General features: G+C 44.4%; 21 protein-coding genes and 1 other RNA gene. 11 read left to right on the forward strand and 11 right to left on the reverse strand.

Translation table 11 applies throughout. The features are described 5' to 3' along the window. Nucleotides 1-48 precede the first annotated feature (48 nt). From HFE01_RS04165 to HFE01_RS04185, 5 genes are all read right to left on the reverse strand, one after another. The gene (locus tag HFE01_RS04165; RefSeq protein WP_017425848.1) at nucleotides 49-1,086 is read right to left on the reverse strand and encodes a M42 family metallopeptidase; all 1,038 of its coding nucleotides are present in this window, start codon (nucleotides 1,084-1,086) and stop codon (nucleotides 49-51) included. A 13-nt stretch (nucleotides 1,087-1,099) separates the two neighbouring features. Continuing rightward, complete coding sequence (locus HFE01_RS04170) at nucleotides 1,100-1,522, reverse strand: LapA family protein (protein WP_016819718.1); 423 nt, start codon at nucleotides 1,520-1,522, stop codon at nucleotides 1,100-1,102. A 56-nt stretch (nucleotides 1,523-1,578) separates the two neighbouring features. Continuing rightward, a complete protein-coding gene (pepF, locus tag HFE01_RS04175; RefSeq protein WP_167438221.1) occupies nucleotides 1,579-3,375 on the reverse strand; it encodes an oligoendopeptidase F in 1,797 nt (598 codons plus the stop codon). A gap of 199 nt (nucleotides 3,376-3,574) precedes the next feature. Next, entirely contained in the window at nucleotides 3,575-3,763 is a 189-nt protein-coding gene (locus tag HFE01_RS04180; RefSeq protein ID WP_016819720.1) for a hypothetical protein, read from the reverse strand. 7 nt (nucleotides 3,764-3,770) lie between these two features. After that, nucleotides 3,771-4,004, reverse strand: coding sequence for a hypothetical protein (locus HFE01_RS04185; protein ID WP_014599632.1), 234 nt, complete (start codon nucleotides 4,002-4,004; stop codon nucleotides 3,771-3,773). 173 nt (nucleotides 4,005-4,177) lie between these two features. On the opposite strand from HFE01_RS04185, the gene HFE01_RS04190 reads away from it, so the two are divergent. The 5 genes from HFE01_RS04190 (at nucleotide 4,178) to HFE01_RS04210 (ending at nucleotide 8,637) form a co-directional block, all read left to right on the forward strand. Further along, nucleotides 4,178-4,375, forward strand: a complete 198-nt coding sequence (locus tag HFE01_RS04190; protein ID WP_016819721.1) for a cold shock domain-containing protein — start codon at nucleotides 4,178-4,180, stop codon at nucleotides 4,373-4,375. A 208-nt stretch (nucleotides 4,376-4,583) separates the two neighbouring features. Beyond that, complete coding sequence (locus HFE01_RS04195) at nucleotides 4,584-5,999, forward strand: MATE family efflux transporter (protein WP_019686905.1); 1,416 nt, start codon at nucleotides 4,584-4,586, stop codon at nucleotides 5,997-5,999. Between the two features lie 237 nt (nucleotides 6,000-6,236). Then, nucleotides 6,237-7,316: a tetraprenyl-beta-curcumene synthase family protein gene (locus HFE01_RS04200; protein WP_016819723.1), complete on the forward strand. Its 1,080-nt coding sequence runs from the start codon at nucleotides 6,237-6,239 to the stop codon at nucleotides 7,314-7,316. Between the two features lie 23 nt (nucleotides 7,317-7,339). Beyond that, nucleotides 7,340-8,311, forward strand: coding sequence for a 6-phosphofructokinase (gene pfkA, locus HFE01_RS04205; protein WP_016819724.1), 972 nt, complete (start codon nucleotides 7,340-7,342; stop codon nucleotides 8,309-8,311). Between the two features lie 116 nt (nucleotides 8,312-8,427). Further along, the gene (locus tag HFE01_RS04210) at nucleotides 8,428-8,637 is read left to right on the forward strand and encodes a DUF3906 family protein (RefSeq protein WP_017425844.1); all 210 of its coding nucleotides are present in this window, start codon (nucleotides 8,428-8,430) and stop codon (nucleotides 8,635-8,637) included. On the opposite strand, the gene HFE01_RS04215 is transcribed toward HFE01_RS04210, so the two are convergent. The 4 genes from HFE01_RS04215 to HFE01_RS04230 form a co-directional block, all read right to left on the reverse strand. Further along, nucleotides 8,634-10,004: an MATE family efflux transporter gene (locus tag HFE01_RS04215; protein WP_107734320.1), complete on the reverse strand. Its 1,371-nt coding sequence runs from the start codon at nucleotides 10,002-10,004 to the stop codon at nucleotides 8,634-8,636. The two genes, HFE01_RS04210 and HFE01_RS04215, sit on opposite strands and share 4 nt — an antisense overlap. Before the next feature lie 193 nt (nucleotides 10,005-10,197). After that, on the reverse strand, nucleotides 10,198-11,376 hold the full coding sequence (locus HFE01_RS04220) for a putative glycoside hydrolase (protein ID WP_107734319.1): 1,179 nt from the start codon (nucleotides 11,374-11,376) through the stop codon (nucleotides 10,198-10,200). 217 nt (nucleotides 11,377-11,593) lie between these two features. Next, the gene (locus HFE01_RS04225; protein WP_014599634.1) at nucleotides 11,594-11,782 is read right to left on the reverse strand and encodes a hypothetical protein; all 189 of its coding nucleotides are present in this window, start codon (nucleotides 11,780-11,782) and stop codon (nucleotides 11,594-11,596) included. A 172-nt stretch (nucleotides 11,783-11,954) separates the two neighbouring features. Further along, on the reverse strand, nucleotides 11,955-12,776 hold the full coding sequence (locus HFE01_RS04230; protein WP_016819728.1) for a YitT family protein: 822 nt from the start codon (nucleotides 12,774-12,776) through the stop codon (nucleotides 11,955-11,957). 326 nt (nucleotides 12,777-13,102) lie between these two features. Between HFE01_RS04230 and cshA the strand changes: the two genes are divergently transcribed. From cshA to HFE01_RS04250, 4 genes are all read left to right on the forward strand, one after another. Beyond that, nucleotides 13,103-14,680 carry a degradosome RNA helicase CshA gene (gene cshA / locus HFE01_RS04235; RefSeq protein ID WP_013370492.1) on the forward strand — a complete coding sequence of 526 codons (1,578 nt, stop codon included), beginning with the start codon at nucleotides 13,103-13,105 and terminating at the stop codon, nucleotides 14,678-14,680. A 217-nt stretch (nucleotides 14,681-14,897) separates the two neighbouring features. Continuing rightward, complete coding sequence (locus HFE01_RS04240) at nucleotides 14,898-15,659, forward strand: YesL family protein (protein ID WP_016819729.1); 762 nt, start codon at nucleotides 14,898-14,900, stop codon at nucleotides 15,657-15,659. A 58-nt stretch (nucleotides 15,660-15,717) separates the two neighbouring features. Further along, a non-coding RNA gene (ssrS, locus tag HFE01_RS04245) (6S RNA) lies at nucleotides 15,718-15,912 on the forward strand. A gap of 215 nt (nucleotides 15,913-16,127) precedes the next feature. Continuing rightward, nucleotides 16,128-16,520: a DUF1499 domain-containing protein gene (locus HFE01_RS04250; protein ID WP_039277012.1), complete on the forward strand. Its 393-nt coding sequence runs from the start codon at nucleotides 16,128-16,130 to the stop codon at nucleotides 16,518-16,520. A gap of 93 nt (nucleotides 16,521-16,613) precedes the next feature. Here the strand turns inward: HFE01_RS04250 and tpx are convergent, their stop codons facing one another. Beyond that, nucleotides 16,614-17,132 carry a thiol peroxidase gene (gene tpx, locus HFE01_RS04255; protein ID WP_107734318.1) on the reverse strand — a complete coding sequence of 173 codons (519 nt, stop codon included), beginning with the start codon at nucleotides 17,130-17,132 and terminating at the stop codon, nucleotides 16,614-16,616. A gap of 121 nt (nucleotides 17,133-17,253) precedes the next feature. Between tpx and HFE01_RS04260 the strand changes: the two genes are divergently transcribed. After that, entirely contained in the window at nucleotides 17,254-17,877 is a 624-nt protein-coding gene (locus HFE01_RS04260) for a rhomboid family intramembrane serine protease (RefSeq protein WP_107734317.1), read from the forward strand. 98 nt (nucleotides 17,878-17,975) lie between these two features. Next, nucleotides 17,976-18,905 carry a glutamate biosynthesis transcriptional regulator GltC gene (gltC, locus tag HFE01_RS04265; RefSeq protein WP_025364562.1) on the forward strand — a complete coding sequence of 310 codons (930 nt, stop codon included), beginning with the start codon at nucleotides 17,976-17,978 and terminating at the stop codon, nucleotides 18,903-18,905. Between the two features lie 97 nt (nucleotides 18,906-19,002). Here gltC and HFE01_RS04270 read toward each other — a convergent pair whose 3' ends face one another. Further along, nucleotides 19,003-19,674, reverse strand: a complete 672-nt coding sequence (locus HFE01_RS04270) for a zinc metallopeptidase (RefSeq protein ID WP_107734316.1) — start codon at nucleotides 19,672-19,674, stop codon at nucleotides 19,003-19,005. Nucleotides 19,675-19,679: the final 5 nt, after the last annotated feature.

The following is a 19,679-nucleotide window of genomic DNA, read 5'->3' on the forward strand; positions in this document are numbered from 1 at the left end:
TGTAGAAGTAGAAGTATGTGCACCTGTTTTCCATGCAGCATAAAATGGTTAGGCTGTTACATAAGCCGCAAGCAGACGGGCAGTGTTTAATACGGCCTGCTTATGCGTGCGCTCCATTGCGTGAGAGGCGTGTACACCAGGTCCGATCAGTGCGGCACGAATGTTATTGCCTGCTTTAAGCGCAGCCGAAGCGTCTGAACCATAGTGCGGATAAATATCTACCGCATACGGAATATTCAGCTCCTTGGCCAGCTCAATCAGACGGGTCGTCATGTTATAGTCGTAAGGGCCTGAGGAGTCTTTGGCACAGATGGAAACGTCCGTTTCCTTGCAGCTCAGATCTTCACCTATGCAGCCCATGTCGACAGCAATCATCTCACTGATTCCTTCAGGTATGTAGGCCGCCCCGTGCCCCACTTCCTCATAGTTGGAAATGAGCAATTTAACAGTATGTCGAGGCTTCCAGCCTCCATGTACAGATGATTCTAATAAACCAAACAGTGCCGCTACGCTGGCTTTATCATCCAAGTGCCGCGACTTGATAAAGCCACTGGGCGTTACGACTGGGCGCGCTTCGAACGAAATAAAATCGCCCACCGAAATACCGAGCTGAAGCACGTCTTCTTTCGACTCGACAAGCTCGTCAATCCGTACCTCCATATGGCTCTCCTTGCGCTCAAAGCTTCGTGCATCATCATAGACGTGTACGGATGGGTGACTGGACAGAATAGTGCCCGTATACGTTTGTCCGCTTCTGGTATGAATAAGGCAGTATTCGTTCTCAATGCTGTTCATCATGAAGCCACCCACAGATGTCAGGCGTAGGGTACCTTGCGCTGTAATCGAACGAACCATCGCCCCCAATGTATCCACATGCGCGCTAAGCGCCACTGTATGGTCCGTTTCTTCACCTTCCAGAGTCAGGATAGCACCACCTTTTGCATTCCATTCGATGGGTACCCCTAGCTTTTCGGCTTCCTTACGAATCAGCTCCATCACATGATGTGTATATCCGCTAGGACTGGGCGTGTTCAAAAGCTGATTTAAAAAGCTCATGATATAGTTTTCATTGAATTGAATTGTCATTTGTTGCTCCTCCTCATTTGGACAACCGATCAGGGTTAGAGGACGGTTGCTCTATACCTGGGTCGGATGTAGACACCGTGCTGGAAGAACCAGTCGTGTCATTGGACACATTCGCGTATGCTTCCACTGCCGATGTGTGCTCTTCTTGTAGTGTATGAAGCTGATTAGTCAGACGCTTGATCTCTCTCTGAAGCCTATATTGACGGAAGATTCCGAAAGAACCGACTATAAGTCCACCTAAAAGAGTGCAACCGAGAATAAGCAGAATCAAAGGAATGCTGACCCTGCTAAACAGAAGGTTCACTTGAACCGAATTGACATTAATAACAGCAAAAACAGCTGTTAACAAAGCTATAACAAGTGCTGCAATCAAAGACCATTGTGTTTTCAAAATGCCACCTCCTCCCGTTACATTATAAAATCCCTTGTCCTCCATGGACAAGGGATTTATCCGTGCATCTTTTTAATGCGGGATTCGAAGTGTGCACGGTTTTACTTTCCTTCAGTTAGCTTTTCCATTTCCGTAATGACTTCTTCAAATACGCTCATGGCTTCGCGAATCGGCTGCGGAGAGGACATGTCAACGCCAGCTTTCTTCAAAATATTGATTGAATAATCACTGCCACCGCTCTTTAGGAAGCCTAAGTAACGGTCAACGGCTGGCTGGCCTTCTTCCAGAATCTGTTTCGAAAAACTGGTTGCTGCCGAGAAGCCGGTAGCATATTTGTAGACATAGAAGCTGTTATAGAAATGAGGGATTCGTGCCCATTCCATTTCTATGTCTTTGTCTACCTTCATGCCAGGTCCGTGATATTTCACATTCAAATCATAGTAAATCTCCGACAAAAGCTGCGGTGTAAGGGATTCTCCCTGTTCAGCACGCTCATGTACAATCTTCTCAAATTCCGCAAACATCGTTTGACGGAATACTGTTGTACGGAATTGGTCCGCATAGTAGGTGAGAAGGTACATTTTCTCTTTTGGATCGGTAGACTTGTTCAGCAAATAATCCATCAGCAAGGCTTCATTAGTAGTGGAAGCCACTTCAGCCAGGAAAATGGTGTACTGTGCATCCCGGTACTTCAATGCGTTGTCTGAATAGTACGAATGCAGCGCATGCCCCATTTCATGCGCAAGCGTGAACATGCTGTTCAGGTTATCTTTATGGTTCAGGAGCACATAAGGGTGGGTGCCATAAGCCCCCCAGCTATAGGCGCCTGTACGCTTATTTTCATTTTCGTATACGTCAATCCAGCGCTCATCATAGCCTTTTTGCAATGAAGCCAGATAGTCCTCGCCCAGAGGCTTAAGGCCTTCTTTGGTTTGCTTTTTGGCGTCTTCATACGTAATGTCCATCTTGTATTCGTCCACAAGCGGAGCGAATAAATCATACATATGAAGCTCATCCACACCTAACAGCTTCTTACGCAGCTTGATATAACGGTGAAGCAGGGGCAAGCTTTCATGAATCGTATCAATAAGATTCGTATACACTTCTTTCGGAATATTATCACCGTATAGTGACATTTCCAGTACGGAAGGGTATTTGCGAACACGTGAATAAAAAATATTTTTGTTCACATTAGCACTCAATGTAGAGGCAATCGTATTTTTATTTTTGGCATATGTGTCATATACCGCTTTAAAAGCACGTTCACGTACTTCGCGGTGTGGACTTTCGAGAAATTGAATGTAGCTGCCATGAGTCAGCTCGACCTCTTTGCCATGCTCATCCTTAATTTTTGGAAACTTCAGATCCGCATTGTTAAGCATCCCGAAAATTGTTTGCGGGGCTTGAGCCAGATTGCCAACCTGAGCGAGCAGTGCTTCTTCTGTTTTGCCCAAAATATGAGCTTTTTCCCGCTTCATTTCTTGAAGTGTAAACTTATAATCCGAAAGCTTCGGATCTTCAATGAAGGCATCAAGCTGATGATCGGGCAGCGCCAAAATTTCAGGTGTCACGAATGAAAGAGACTCGCTGACTTCCACGCCTAGTTTTTTAGCTTTTTGCGAAAGACCCTGATATGTAGGTTCAGCCGTATCTTCATCATGGTGAAGATGGGCATACACATATACACGCTCGGTTTTAAGTGACAGCTCATCTTCGAGTTTGAAGCAGTTGCCAATCGCTTCGGCTGAATTGAGCTTGCCTTGGAATTGAGCAGCCTTTTTGGCCAATTGTTTGACTTCTTCGTATTCTTGATCCCATGCCTTGGGGTTGGGGAACAGGTCTTCCAGTTTCCATGTATTTTCCACTGGCGCATCAGCGCGTTTTACAATTTCACTCATGGAGAGCCTCCTCTGATCGAACGTAATGTGGGATAGGGCTGCGGCGGTAAGGGACGGATGCCAAAACGAAGAAACCGCCACGCTTACCGTAAGCAGCAGGGCAAGAGGTTTTACAGGATGCATGTAACGGCATATCCTCCTTATACCATGGCTTGTTATGCCATAGTATGACCTTTTGCCCCTGAAAGTATAATTTTCCTTACTGTGGGTTGGAACCTATATTTAATAAGCTGTATACAATAAGATAAAAGGCAAGGCAAATCATGATTACGGCAGTGAGGGCCATCCACTTTTTGAGAGGAGTCGGTATCGTTTCACGCTTCATGATCAGCACTCCGCCCAGCGTGAAGGCCAGAATAATGAAGATGAGATAGCTGTTGGACACCATGAATAGGCTACACCTGTTTGAAAGCGTTCATGATCCGCTGCCACTCTTCCTCATTATCTTGAAAGGACTGCTTGGGGAAACGATTTTCAGCCCAATGCATCAGCGCCGGACGGCTCAAAAACGTGTGAGCTTCCTCGCCCCAATCATCAGATATTTCCCGCAGAACGATGTAACGGCCCTGCACCTCGACAGTCATCATATTCCACTTGTCTTTTTTGTATATTTCGTGTTTTTTCATCATATGCATGTCTCCGATTTTATAGATGTTTTGGTTCATGATACCGCAGTTTCTGCCGCAAAAGCAAATCATTCCAGACCGTAAAACCCGGAAAAACACCAATTGCAATGTGAAAAAGCATGAAGTATAATATGGATATTCGCCATAGATGGCGGTATTTTTAGGAGGTTGTTCACTTGAAAGGTACAGTTAAATGGTTTAACGCAGAAAAAGGTTATGGCTTCATCCAAGTGGATGGTGGCGAGGATGTATTTGTACATTTCTCCGCAATCCAAGGCGACGGTTTTAAAACTTTGGAAGAAGGTCAAGATGTTGAATTCGAAATTACTGAAGGCAACCGTGGACCACAAGCAGCTAACGTAATCAAACTGTAAGTGTAACTGAATTGTAAGAAATGTTCCGTTTTTACGGATGTCTTATATATTACGGTTAAACGATGAATTGAGAGCGCAGTTCCTTACATTTAAGGAGCTGCGCTTTTTTGCGTAAAAACGTTTATGATATGAGAAGGTTGGGCCGGAATAGGGTATTATACGTAATAAAACTAAGCGTGAGTTATCTTAAGTTGAGGGAGCTGAGAAAATGAGTGCAGCAGAGGCTAATCGTAATCCTTCCCTGATTGAAGGCCCTATTGCCAAAACACTGTTTATGTTCTCTTTGCCGATGCTGTTCGGAAACATTTTGCAATCCTTGAATGGAACGATTAATTCAATCTGGGTTGGGAAGTTTCTGGGAGAAGCCGCATTGACTGCCGCTTCGAATGGAAATATTATAATGTTCTTTCTGATCAGCTCGATTTTTGGAGTCACCATGGCGGCCACTATTCTGATTGGACAACATATCGGAGCGGGTGACATTGCAGAAACGAAGCGTGTAGTAGGTACAAGCGCTGTCTTTTTCCTGGTGCTTGCTTTTGCTATAGGTATTATTGGGTTTTTGGGCTCACCTTGGATTCTTCATGTGCTCAATACGCCTGCCGAATCAGTCGATATGGCGATCACCTATACGCGCATTATTTTCGCGGGTATGCCCTTTTTGTACGGATATAACTACATCATGACCGTAATGAGAGGGGCTGGAGATTCCAAAACACCATTTTATTTTCTGCTCGTTTCCGTCGTACTGGATGTTTTACTCAACCCACTACTCATATTCGGATGGGGGCCGATCCCTGCTATGGGCATCGGAGGCTCCGCCACAGCTACCCTGATTGCTCAAGGGATCAGCTTTGTATTGATTCTCATTTACCTATATCGTGTAAAATACTTTCTGCGCATTACATCTTCAGAGCTTCACTTACTTCAATTTGATTGGAAGATTATTTGGACTCTTATTCGTAAAGGAGTCCCGATGGGACTGCAGATGATTGCTGTCTCCACCAGTGCGATTGCTTTAATGAACCTGATCAACGGCTACGGGACAGTCGCAGCGGCAGCCTATACAGCAGCTAACAATTTGTCCAGCTATGTGCAGATGCCGGCCATGGCGTTAGGTGCAGCCGTATCTTCCTTCGCCGCTCAAAATATCGGAGCCGGACGCTGGGATCGAGTGCGTAGGACAACCTGGATTGGGATTGTGTATAATTTTGTATTGACTGGTGGGGCTGTAATATTCATTTACGTATTTAACCGTCAAGCCTTACTGATGTTTCTTCCTTCTACGGGAGGGGCATTGGAACTGGGTATGCAGATTAATCTGATCACCTTGTGGTCTTTTGTTATATTCGGTATTACCAATGTCATTACAGGGGTTGTTCGATCTACGGGCTCTGTAATGGTGCCGCTGTTCATTACCATTATTTCATTATGGGGCATTCGTATACCTTTGGCCTATGCATTTGTCGATGAGTATGGGCTGGATGCTGTATGGTGGAGCTTTCCTATTGGTTTTACGATCTCCGCCGTAGCAGTTATTTTCTATTACGTTTTCGGAAAATGGAAGCAGGCTAGCATGGGAGAGGGAAACCAAGGCATGAAGCTGGCCGAGGACAAGGGATAGATAGGACAATTCTACTATTTGCGATTAAAGTTTTATAAGGGTGGATCTAGTTTGACTGTTATTTTTGGCTAATTCAGTGGCACGGCTACAAAGCGTTTTTGTGAGAAGAGCTCATTTTTCTTGAATAGTAAAGAAAAAAGTGAGGTTGTTCATTTGTGCTAAAAGGTCGATCATATTATAATGAATATGGTTTGGATAGGTATAATTACGTAGACAACAATGTGGAGGCACCGTCATTTGAGTTATGTTGAGCAAGGACGTTATCAAGTACCGAGAGGCCCCATAGGTCTAATGAGCCGAATGTACAAGCACATTCTCCCTGAAACGAAACAAGAATTGAGTAACTGGAAGAGCAAGGCCGAACAAATTCCGGACCCTGAGCTGAGAAGTCAGGCGCTTGCGAGCATAGCAGAGAAGACGTTTCACTGCGTGGGGGGAGCGGTTTATGCTGCAGCCAATATGTCTGACCGGCAGACGCTAATTCCACTGATTGTGGCGTACCAGACGATTAGCGATTATCTGGACAACCTGTGTGATCGCAGTACGTCGATGGACCCGGATGATTTCAGGTTGCTGCATCAGTCGATGCTGGATGCGGTTAATCCGACGGCTAGGCCAGTGAATTATTATGAGTTGCGTCGTGAGCAGGAGGATGGCGGTTATTTGACCGGGCTGGTGACAACCTGTCAGTCTTGTGTAAGCAGGCTTCCGGGCTATGAGGCGGCAATGCCTTACGTTCAGGATTTGGCGCGATTATACACGGATTTGCAAGTATACAAGCATATTAAACCCGAGCTGCGGGAACAAGCGCTTTTGGACTGGTGGTCGATTCATAAAGATCGTACACCCGAGCTGCGCTGGAACGAGTTTGCTGCGGCTACTGGCTCAACCCTGGGGGTCTTTATGCTGTTTCTTGCTGCCAGCGACCGGCATCTCACAGATGCGGGGGCTGCCTCAATACATGCATCGTATTTTCCACATGTGTGCAGTCTTCATATTTTGCTGGATTATCTAATCGATCAAGACGAAGACCGGAAGGGCGGAGATCTTAACTTTTGCAATTATTATGAAGATACCGACATGATGCTGGACCGGATCGCCTACGTTGTGAATCGGGCGCGGGCTGATATTGCAGATGTCCCTGCCAGCTCCTTTCACCGGATGATTATCGAGGGATTGCTGGCTTTATATTTATCCGACCCCAAAGTTAGTGAGCAGCAGGATGTTCGCGCTGTTTCGAGACGTTTAATGAAAAATAGTCCGCTCATGCGTTTGTTTTTCTTATTAAACAGTCGATGGATAAGAAGGCTTATATGATTATTTTGAGGAGGTCATAAATCATGACAGCAGTTAAGAAAATTGCAGTATTAACAAGTGGTGGAGATTCACAAGGGATGAACGCGGCAGTTCGCGCCGTCGTGCGTAGCGGGTTGTATTTTGGACTGGAAGTATTCGGGATTCAACGTGGATATCAAGGCCTTTTGAACGATGATATTTTTCCAATGGACCTGAGAAGCGTCGGAGATATTATCCAACGTGGGGGTACTGTACTTCAATCTGCAAGATGTCTGGAATTTACGACTGAAGAAGGACAGAAGCGTGGCGCTGAAATTTTGCGTAATCGTGGAATTGACGGCGTAGTCGTTATCGGTGGGGACGGTTCTTACCAAGGAGCTAACAAACTGACCAAGCAAGGCATTAAAACCATGTGTCTTCCAGGAACAATTGATAATGATATTTCCTTCACAGACTACACTATTGGTTTTGATACGGCGGTTAGTATTGTAGTGGACGCAATCAACAAGCTGCGTGATACGATGTCTTCCCATGAACGTTCTTCCATCGTGGAAGTTATGGGACGCCATTGTGGAGATATCGCTCTCCATGCGGGTCTGGCTTCCGGTGCAGAAACGATCTTGGTACCTGAGGTAGAATTTGACCTGAATGAAGTATCCGATCGGATGAAACAAAACTTCAAACATGGCAAACGCCACAGTATCATTATTGTTGCTGAGGGTGTAGGCAAAGGCGAAACAGTAGCCAAAGTAATCCAAGAAAACTGTCCGGATTATGAGCCTCGTGTTACAGTGCTTGGACACATTCAACGTGGAGGTACACCAACCGCGTTTGACCGCAACCTGGCAAGCCGTTTGGGTGACTTTGCTGTTCGTCAATTGATTGAGGGTGTATCTGACAAAGCTTGCGGAACGATCGACGGTAAGCTGGTAGCTACAGATATTGGCAAGGTTGTAAGCACCAAAAAAGATTTCAACATGGAGCTTTATGAGTTGGCTCTGCGTTTGTCCCAATAATAAGAACCTTTACGTTTAGTAGATGGGCTCTGATATGGGGAAAATTAAAATTATGCGGATGACCTGAGTCATCCGCTATTTTTTTAGCTTTGAATAGGAAAAGGAGGTAATCATGCATGTATTTATTCAAAATGGAAGTGGACAGTTCCGAAGGAGCTCTGACTGTCATTCTTGCTGCTGAGAATGAAGAACAGGCATTTGAGGAAATGGATCAACATGTGGAGAGACACTTTTTATATCCCCCCGAGTTAAAGGAAGTGGCTATCGTAGAGAAGAAACGAATTACTGCTGGTGTAGCATATGTAATCGAAACACGCAAAGACTAAGTAGCCTTTGCGTGTTGTTTTTGTTCAGCAAAACGATGTTGCACTCTTACCAAACGCCAGAGAAGTAAAATGGCGCCTACGGCCAGACCTGTAATCAAGCCAATCCAGTAGCCGTAAGGTCCCCACGTGGTCCAGCGTGCGAGTATATACCCTACAGGAAGCCCAATTACCCAATAGGACAGGAATGTGAGTAAAAAGGCCGGATTGACATCTTTATACCCGCGTAGCGCTCCTTGTGTTGGTGTAGCGACAGCATCAGAGATCTGAAAGAAAATCGCATAGATTAAAAAGTGCTGGGCCAATTGAATGACCTGCAGGTCAGTAGAGTAAAGTCGAGCGACCTGTTCACCCCAGATAAGCAGTATAATAGCTGTAATCAATGATAGGCCTACTGCGCTACTAATGCCCATTACGCTATACGTTTTGGCATCTCGTGGACGGGAAGCTCCTGTTTCAAATCCGACCAAAATCGTAAGTGCCATGCAAATACTGAGTGGAATCATATACAGCGTAGATGCAAAGTTCATGGCTGCCTGATGAGCGGCTATGGTAGCTGTGTTATAGCTGCTCATGAAGAGCGTGACAGCTGAAAAGACGGCAGTCTCAAAAAATATAGCAAATCCAATAGGTACCCCGATTTTGATAAGCTCTTTTAAAGCACTGGCCGCAATCCCGTATATTTTGCTAAAGATTCGGTATTCGGTAAATATTTTTCCCCGATGCGCAGTAATACCAGCGACCAGCATAATAATCCAGTAGGTGGTAGCCGTTGCTACCCCGGAGCCTACACCCCCCAAACGGGGAAAACCCCAGTTACCATAAATAAGCAGATAGTTCAATAAAACATTGATGGGCAATGACATGAGCGTGATTAACATCGTAAAACGGGTTTGTCCTAATGCATCCATAAAGCTTCGGAGCACAGTGTAGGCAAATAAAGGGACAACACCAAAGGCCATCGCACAAAGATAGTACAGAGCCACATTATGAACTCTCAATTCCAGATTCATACCGTTTAATATAGGCTTTACCAAAATGATGCCAGCAATTAAAACGACGATGGATAGGGCGAGAGACAGCCAAAGAGCCTGAATGACATAGTAGGAGACTTTATCTTTTCGTTGTGCACCCACCAATTGGGATACAATGGGGGTAATAGCCATAAGTATGCCATTAAGGCCTGTTTGTACAGGGACCCATAGGCTTACCCCAATAGCTACTCCAGCTAGATCGGCAGGGGAAAAGTGTCCCGACATATTCGTGTCGAAAAAAGTCATGGCAGATAGTGCAAGCTGGGTAATTAGAATAGGGAGCAAAATGTAAAAAAGCTGCTTCCATTTCTGTCCCATGGTTAGAGTCAATTGCATTTTTGTTATCCTCATTTACTAGGGTTTGATTATTTGTACATATCATAACATGTAAATTTTATTGTAAGGGATACTACAACAATTGAACAGCCATAAAAAAGACTGCATCCGTTCGTCAAACAACGGGGCAGTCTTTAATAATAAAGATATAAGTTCTAAAATTCGTATAAAAAAAGAGGAGTCAGAAGGATAGTTATTTGTAGGTTACTCCGCTTGTATAGCGGTTAGTGGCATTCCAGAGTAAATATTCGTCCACCTTCATGTCCTTAAGCGCGCGAATTTGGTCCTCGACTTGTGTTTTCCCATACTTGGCATAATGTCCGCTTCCTAACCAACTTGCGGTAAAATCCTGAATCCACGGACGAATAATTGGCTTTAGCTTGCCTGTAGGATCGAGTTTTTTGTGTGTATCGGCCATGGAGCCTTTGATCGTCTGGTAGGGGTTTTTATCTGGGTCCTTTACACCAAACCAGCCTGTTGTATAGTGACTTGGATAAACCATCGGTGAAATGACATCCACATTTTCAGAAATTTTAGTGAAATCCTGTCCGATACCCTCGGCAGCAGGAACGGATGCGGCATATCCGAAAATATCTACCGATACTCTCACACCTAGTGGAGCAAGCTCTTTACGGGCATATTGTACGAATTCAGCGACCGTATCCGAGCGGGATTGATCGGATTTGGTATATTTTAGTTTGTCTGCTCTTTTTTCAAAACCTTCAGGGAAACGTACATAGTCAAATTGGATTTCCTTAAACCCGAGTTTTGCTGCTTCCTTGGCAATGGCGATATTATAATCCCATACTTTTTTATTATAGGGATTGACGAACCCATCTCCCTTGCCGTTTTTCCAAACAGAGCCGTCAGCATTGCGGAAGGACATCTCAGGATTTTTGTTGGCCAATACCGTATCCTTAAATACAACAATACGAGCAATCGGATAGACATTATGTTTTTTCAAACGGTCCATCAAACCGGAAATATCTTTAATGAATTTTTGCGGCTTGCCCAATTTCAGAAGCTCGGGGTTGGTCGTTGGATAAGTGATGTAACCTGCATCGTCCTTAATATCGATAACCATAGAATTGAGCTCTGTCTTGTCCAGTAATTCGAGTAGCTGAGTTATACGTGAACCGCCTGCGCTATAGGCTGTGACATAGATACCTTTAATAGCTGGCGTGGTCGGCTGTGGGTCAATTTTAACCGGCGGATTGGAGGCATCTACCTTTGTATTACTGTGTTGTGCCTGGATCATGGCACTGCTGATTGTCGTTGCCACCGTATCTTTTACATTTGGAGCGTTGGCTGACTGGCCCCCGTTTCCGCCTATTCCCATTGCCAATAGCATAATTGCCCAAATCATATTCATTTCCTAACTCTCTCCCTTATGTATAGCGCTTACCTGATTATACGTAAAGTTATGGATCGAAAAAACAACACGCTTGTAACCAATACTGGTATCATCAGGCATAGTCTTACATGATTAACCTAACTATCGCTCGATGAATCCGTAAATAGGCATAAATAATGCCGCTCTCTTCACGGTTGTGGATGCAACCGGAAGAAGCGGCACTTGGCAAAAAAATTTATTGAAGATAGTTATTGTCTTGGTGCTCACAAATACTGTACTGAATAATTTCAAGCGCATCCGTTGGCTTGAGTATGGACAACCCGTCTCGAAGCACAATCATCGAGTTTAGCTCATTCTTTTTGAGAGAAGGGAGCATTTCCGGGTACCATCTTAAGACAATGTCGGACAGTTTTACCGTTTCCATTTCCACAAAAATCACCCTTTCCTGCTCGGAATCATTCCAAAAGAATCATTCAATACGATTCGGAAAAGCAAAGTGCCTGTGAAATAGCAGGTAAAGCTGGTCTTTATATACTATGGGAACAGCGCACATATAGTGTACCACAAAAACAGTATTTTGACACTTGGGTTTGTGCTTATCTTCGGCGGAATGAACCCATTACTCCAACCGTTTCCACAATATTGACAAAAGCAGAAGGGTCTACTTCCTTAATGATGCGTTTTAATTCAACAAGCTCGTAGCGTGTCGTAACAGTCATCAGCATGTCCTTTTCGGTATGTGAAAATGCACCTTCAATTTTTATTTTGCTGACACCTCGTGGCGTGGTCAACATTCGGCTGAGTAGCTGGTCAGTGTGTTCTGTAATGATGTAGACGGTGATCTTCGTATGACTTACATAGATTTGATCCAACACTTTACCAGTCACAAAAATGGATAACATAGAAGCCAGTGCAATATTCCAATCATCGTTCAAATATCCTGCTGCGAGAATGACCAGTCCATTCATGCCCACAAGTACAGTTCCGACGGGGAAGTCACGATATGTGGTAACGATGGAGCCGATAATGTCAAAACCGCCCGTAGACCCTCCTACCCGAAAGGAAATACCCGCCCCAACGCCGACCATTACCCCACCAAAGACAGAGGCCAGCAGGGGATCAGACACAACAGATTGTACGGGTACCCAGGCCAAAATCCACGTGGTAACGATAACCGATAGAATGCTCAGACTAATAAAACGCTTGCCTAAAATAAACCAGCCTGCAATAAGCATTGGGATATTGATGATAAAATACATGGTGCTGATATCGAATTTTGTGAAATAGCCAATTAGCATGGAAAGTCCGGCTACTCCCCCGCTCAGTAAGTGATGTGGGACGAGAAACAGATTAAAACCGCATGCTATGGCAGCGGCTCCAAGAATAACAGTTAAGCAGTTTAACACTATTTTTAACAACTTTTTTTCACCTCATTTTAATTATACAGAAAGCAACTTACTGGTATTCATGAATTGTTCTGTGCTATAATGCGATGTGGATATTCTTGAGTAGGGACCTATGTCCAGAGAAACACTTAAAATTTAAACTGTTTTAAAAAGGATAAATTCGTTTAAGATGTATCGGATAGGGTTCCCCGAATTCATTACAGAAAGATGCAGTTATAGAGTTAAATAAACTGTCACTGTATTGGGGAAAACTTATACAATAATATCGCTACTTAAGAATACAGACAACATTGTGGATTGTCCACCACATCCACCATTATGAAGGAGTTTGAATAAATTTGACGACATTTGCAGAATTTGATCTTGAACCGAAGGTAATTCAGGCGATTACGGAGCTGGGGTTTGAAGAAGCAACACCTATTCAATCCAAATCCATCCCGATTGCATTGCAAGGGAAAGACATGATTGGTCAAGCCCAAACAGGTACTGGTAAAACTGCTGCGTTTGGTATTCCGATGATCAATAAAATTTCTAAGAACGATGAAAAAATCAGAGCCCTGATTATGGCTCCAACACGCGAGCTTGCTATTCAAGTGGCTGAAGAAATCGAAAAACTCTCCCGCTTTAAAGGTCTTCGCACTTTGCCGATCTATGGTGGACAAGATATCGTACGCCAGATTCGCGCTTTGAAAAAGAAACCTCAAATTATTATCGGTACACCAGGACGTTTGCTTGATCATATTAATCGTAAAACCATTAAGCTAGAAGACGTGAACACCGTTGTTTTGGATGAAGCAGATGAAATGCTGGATATGGGCTTCATGGAAGATATTCAGTCCATTCTGAAGCAGGTTCCAGACGAGCGTCAAACGATGCTGTTCTCGGCTACAATGCCTCCTAACATTAAAAGATTGGCTGAGCAATTCCTTAAAGATCCTGAGCATGTGTCCGTTATTCCTAAACAAGTTAGTGCTCCGCTGATTGATCAAGCCTATATTGAAGTTCCTGAGCGTCAAAAATTTGAAGCATTAAGCCGTTTGATCGACATGGAATCCCCAGAACTTGCTATCGTATTCGGTCGCACTAAGCGCCGGGTAGACGAGCTGGCTGAAGCTCTGCAAAAACGTGGTTATTCCGCAGACGGTTTGCATGGTGACTTGTCTCAAAACCAGCGTGATGCTGTTATGCGTAAATTCCGTGACGGAAGTATTGACGTACTCGTAGCGACTGACGTTGCTGCCCGTGGTTTGGACGTTTCTGGCGTAACTCACGTTGTGAACTTTGACCTTCCGCAAGATCCAGAGAGCTATGTTCACCGTATCGGACGTACGGGACGTGCAGGTAAAGAAGGGGAAGCTTGGTCATTCGTAACGCCTCGTGAAATTGACCATTTGCATTTCATTGAGCGTGTAACCCGTCACCGCATTCCACGTAAGCCTCTTCCAACGTTGGCAGAAGCTCTGGAAGGCAAACAACGTATCATCGCAGAACGCCTTCTAGAGGTTGTAGAAAAAGGCGAGCTGAATGAGTACAAAGGTTTGGCTATTCAAATGCTGGAGCAATATGATTCTGTACAACTACTCTCTGCTGCTCTGAAGCTGATGACTGGTGAGAAGAGAGAGGCATCTATTGAGCTGACTCCGGAAGATCCGATCCGTGCAAAACGTCGTAAACCAGACGTGCGTTCTGGCGGACGCAAGCCTTCCAACTATAGTGGACGCAGCAACGGTGGCTACAATTCCAACCGTGGCGGTAGCGGCAGTAAAGGTGGATACGGCGGTTACAACCGTGGCAAAGAAGGCGGTGGCTATAACCGTGATTCTGGAAGCCGCTATAGTGGAGATCGCAAACCACGCCCAAGCAGCAATGGCGAAACTCGCCGTCCTGCAAGACGTGAAGATTCCTCTTCTGAATAATAAGAAATAAATGATTAAAAAGTCGAAGCTAATGCTAGCTTCGGCTTTTTTTGATTGGTAAGTATGAGTTTTATGGGATTTGCTTTAATGGACCACGTATGGATTTCACTAGCGCTTTAGGGATGAAATACGGTATGATATAGTCAAGAGCCGGAATTAACAGGCATAGCAACATAAGTCTTGGAACTGCCAAGGCTTGCGGAGGGAGAGACTAACATTGGAATTTAAAGGAGCTATGGGGGGGATTTACCGCCTAACCGAGTGGATTACCCGGCTGGCGGCTAGCAATTTGTTGTGGGTGTTATGTTCATCGCCTTTTGTATTCTGCCTCATACTGAAATTACTGGTTATGAATCAGAATTTGGCGAATGAATCGTTACAAATGAACTGGGCGATGGCTATTTTGGCACCGCTTACTTTATTTCCAGCAACATCGGCTTTGTTCTCAGTGGTTCGCAAATGGGTGATGGGCGATACCGATACAGGCGTGTTTCGTACCTTCTTTAAAGGATATAAAGAGAACTATAAGCAGAGTCTGATTGGGGGTATCTTTTACACGTTACTGTTTGTCGTCATGTATGTGGATTACACTGTATATATGACACAGCTCAGCAACTTGCAAATCGTGGGTGTTATCATGCTGATCCTCATCATTATTTTGCTTGTGTCTATGTTTAACTTCTTTTCGATGGTAGCTCATTATCATATGTCTACCGGACAAATTATTAAAAATGCGGTTTTATTGACGCTGATTCGACCATTCCGTGTATTTTCCACCATGCTCGGCAGCGCCGTTGTTATATACATTGGAGTTAAATATCCCGTGCTTTTCTTATTCTTCATCGGCAGTGTAGTTGCCTGGTTCGCTTTTTTTAATTTTTACGGAACCTTCCTCAAAATGCAGGATCAAATGGAGAAAATGAAACAGAAAGACGAAGAAAAGGCAACCATTGAAGACAAGAAAAGTGATAACCTCTAAAAATAAAACATATTTCTCCTAGCATTTACTTTCTGAGTGAGAAGCGCTATAATAAGGTCACATCCTGCGATGCACGTTACGGTCATTTGTTGTTTTGAACCAATGACAATGTCTAGGGAGATCTATACGAATGAATAGCTGAAAAGCCCTGTCAATTGCTGACAAGGGGACTTCAAAAGTTTATTCTGCGGTCACCCACCTGCTAAAGCAGGTTCAGAAGACGCTATGGTCGGACGGCATCGGCGGGTACTCCATAATGTAATGAACACACTCTGGTACTGCTTATGCAGAAACAGGGTGTTTTTTGTATGCAACAATGTTAAACTAAGACATGAGGTACTAAGGTCGCATACCACAGGCATGATCGGACTCAATTTCGGTTGTTTATCGTGTTTTATAAAGCGCTTGCAGCAGAGGAAGCCGATGTGTCGTATGATAGGTAGCGATTATCGTGAAGGAGGAAATGTCTTGTCGTTGAAGAGGACTCTGGTAGGGATTGTGCGCAGCCAAGAAGGTACAAGCGACCGGGTCAAGGACCCCCAAATGAAGACACGCTATTATAACTTATCGAGAGACAAGGCTTGGGAAGAAGTATCATCTATCTTGAAAAAGATTCCTGGCTACAAGGTACTCCATGAGGTAGCATCCGTAGGTGAGATTACGTTGGAGAAGCGAACGGCGTTCGGCAGAACCGTCGACATTACCGTTTCGATTTTATCTGTCTCGCCAGTTCGAAGTGCGGTAGATATTTATTCTGCTTCACGTGGATCGTTAGGGGACTTGGGTGCGAATTACCGCATTATTTTGCAACTGTTCACTATGATCGACAAGAAGCTGTCTGCTTATAAGGTCGTACAGTAGTAGCAGGTTGTGGGAGCAGTGATGTGGTAGACAAACATCGAAAAAAGCGAGGAAGGCAATCCTTCACTCGCTTTTTTAATATTCGGTCCTGATTTAGACCAGTTTTTTTACGGCTGCAATCGCTTGATCATAGTCAGGATGCTCGGCCATTTCGCTCAAGTATTCTACGTAAGCGATTTTGTCATTTTGGTCAATGACAAAAATAGCTCTATGATCCAAATGGAATTCCTTAATGAATACACCATAAGTTTCACCAAAGGAATGATCTTTGTAGTCGGACAGTGTCAATACGCGATCAATACCAGCCGCACCGCACCAACGAGCTTGAGCGAAAGGCAAATCCACGCTGACCGTTAGTACCACAACTTGGTCCCCCAGGGAGTCTGCTTCCTGGTTGAAACGTCGCGTCTGTGCGTCACACACGCCTGTATCTAGAGAAGGGACAACGCTAATCAGTTTGACTTTGCCTGCAAAGTCTTGAAGCGTAGCTGCTTCCAATAAGTCTTTCTGTAATTTGAAATCAGGCGCCTGATCTCCAATTTTCAGTTCAGGACCTATGAGAGTCAAAGGATTGCCTTTAAAAGTAGCAACTCCTGTACGTTCTTGTGCCATATGTAATAGCCTCCTTTGGTTTTTGGCATTGGTTATCGTTGCCGAAATCTATTATAATCTTTTATAAAAGACATTGTCCAATTTGAATAAGGTGGAGACACCCCATGAAGGAAGGATTGCCTTGATTTTTTTACGTTATGAGAACTGGAAAAGTTATTTACGGTTTTACCCGGTAACCTGTCTGATTTTGCTTATCGATATTGTGATGTTTATTGTACTGACCGTGCAAGGTGGATCGGAAAATAGTTTGACGCTGATCCGGTATGGGGCTTTGATTAATGAGGCGCCATTCACTGACCAGCTATGGCGGTATGTGTCAGCTATGTTTTTACATGCAGGCTTTGATCATCTTCTGTTTAATTCCTTTGCAATACTTGTTTTCGCTCCTCCGCTGGAGCGTTTGCTCGGGTCCTTAAGATATGTGTTGTTGTATCTGGTCACAGGTGTTGTAGGGAACATACTGTCCATCGCGCATTACAACATGGTGGCGGAAACGACAGTCTCTGTAGGAGCCTCAGGAGCGATTTATGGCATCTATGGGGCGTTTCTGTACGTTGCCTTATTCCAACGTTCCTTGATGGATGATGCTTCGCGCAAAACGCTGTACACGCTGCTTGGGTTTGGTATTCTGTTTTCTTTTGCTGTAGCGAACATTAACTGGACCGCTCACTTTGGGGGATTGCTCAGTGGGTTTTTCTTTTATGGATTATTGATTAGATTAACTGGCCAGCGCAAACGTCACTAAAGACAGTTTTATCGTAAGTTATCAGGGTAAGAAAGAGGATGATGTTCGATGGACATCTTCTTTCGGATGTTGAAAAACAGATTGGAGCGAATATTGGAGTGGAATTACGACAGTTGCAATACTTCATGAAAGTAGCGCAAAAAGAACATGTCACTCAGGCAGCCGAGGAGCTACATGTGGCGCAATCTGCGGTAAGTCGGCAAATTCATCAGCTTGAAGAAGAGCTGGGAGTTAATCTTTTTATGCAAAAGGGTCGCAATCTGCAGCTTACGCCAGTGGGACAGCTATTTTGCAAACGGGTGGAAACGATCATGAAAGACCTGGAGCGGGCTGTTTTGGAAGTGCATGAGTTTTTAGACCCTGAGGGGGGCGAAATCCGTATCGGTTTTCCGCACAGTTTGGGGATTCATCTTATTCCTACAGTGGTGGCTGAATTCCGTAAGCGGTATCCCAATGTTAAATTCAGATTTAAACAAGGAATGTACCCGAGTTTAATTCGTGATGTGTTAGCGGGTGAGGTGGATTTGGCTTTTGTATCTCCTTTTCCAGATCGACATGACCATGTCGAGGGGGATGTGGTGTTAACCGAGGAGTTATTTGCAGTTCTCCCGCCTAATCATCCTTTGGCTTCAGCCGAACACATCACATTGAGCCAGCTTAAGGGAGAAAAATTCATCTTGTTCAGAGATGGATATTCGTTACGCCCGATTGTCTGGCAGGCCTGTCTGGAGGCTGGATTTACACCGGATATTGCTTTTGAAGGCGAAGAGACTGATACGATTCGCGGATTAGTAGCTGCAGGTATGGGGGTTAGTCTTCTGCCTGAAATGGCGCTGTTTCAGACTAACCCGTTGCAACCTGCAAGGGTGTCGATTGTTGATCCAGAGGTGACAAGAACGATTGGCTTGATTCATCGCAGAGATGACAAGCTTCCATTAGTTGCTAAATCGTTCCGAACTTTTCTATTGCAATATTTTGGCCTTCATGGTAATGCTGCTACTTCGAACAAAACGGCAAAAGCAGATTGAGGCTACTAAGTATAGTTTATTGGCTTAAGATCAAGAAAAAAAGGTTGTTTCTCTACCGTCATTGGTGGAGGAACAACCTTTTTTGCAATACAAGTGATTAATCCCGGCTATTAAAGATACCGATTAGGCGGATCAGTTCCAGCAAGGAAACGAGAGCTGCAGCCACATAGGTCAATGCAGCAGCATTTAAAACTTTAGCTATACCACGTTCTTCACCACTACGGATAAATCCTTCAGAAACCATGATTTCCCGTGCGCGATTAGAAGCATTAAACTCAACAGGCAATGTAATTAATTGAAAAGCAACAGTAGCCGAGAAGAAGATAATACCCAGACCGATCAGGTTCGTAAAGCTAAATAAGAAACCGGCAATCAGCAGAAATGGTGCAATCCCGGAAGCAAAGTTTACGATCGGAAAAATCCGGTGGCGAAGTGCCAGCATAGGATAATGCTCTTTATGTTGGATGGCATGACCGACTTCATGGCAAGCCACAGCAACCGCAGAAATGGATTTTTCGTAATAAACGGGCTCAGACAAGCGCACCACTCGTTGTATCGGATCATAATGGTCAGATAGCGCGCCAGGTACTGGCTCAATAGGCACATCGTGCAAGCCATTGCGATCCAGCATGTGCCGAGCTGCATCATAACCAGTCAGTCCATTTTCGTTTGGAACATCAGACCATTTGTTAAACGTACCTTTTACACGAAATTGCGCCCATAAGGATAATCCGAACGCAAGAATAATCAATATATACATACCCATCATAAAGC

The organism is Paenibacillus sp. EKM10P, assembly GCF_011800655.1.
Lineage (GTDB): Bacteria > Bacillota > Bacilli > Paenibacillales > Paenibacillaceae > Paenibacillus > Paenibacillus polymyxa.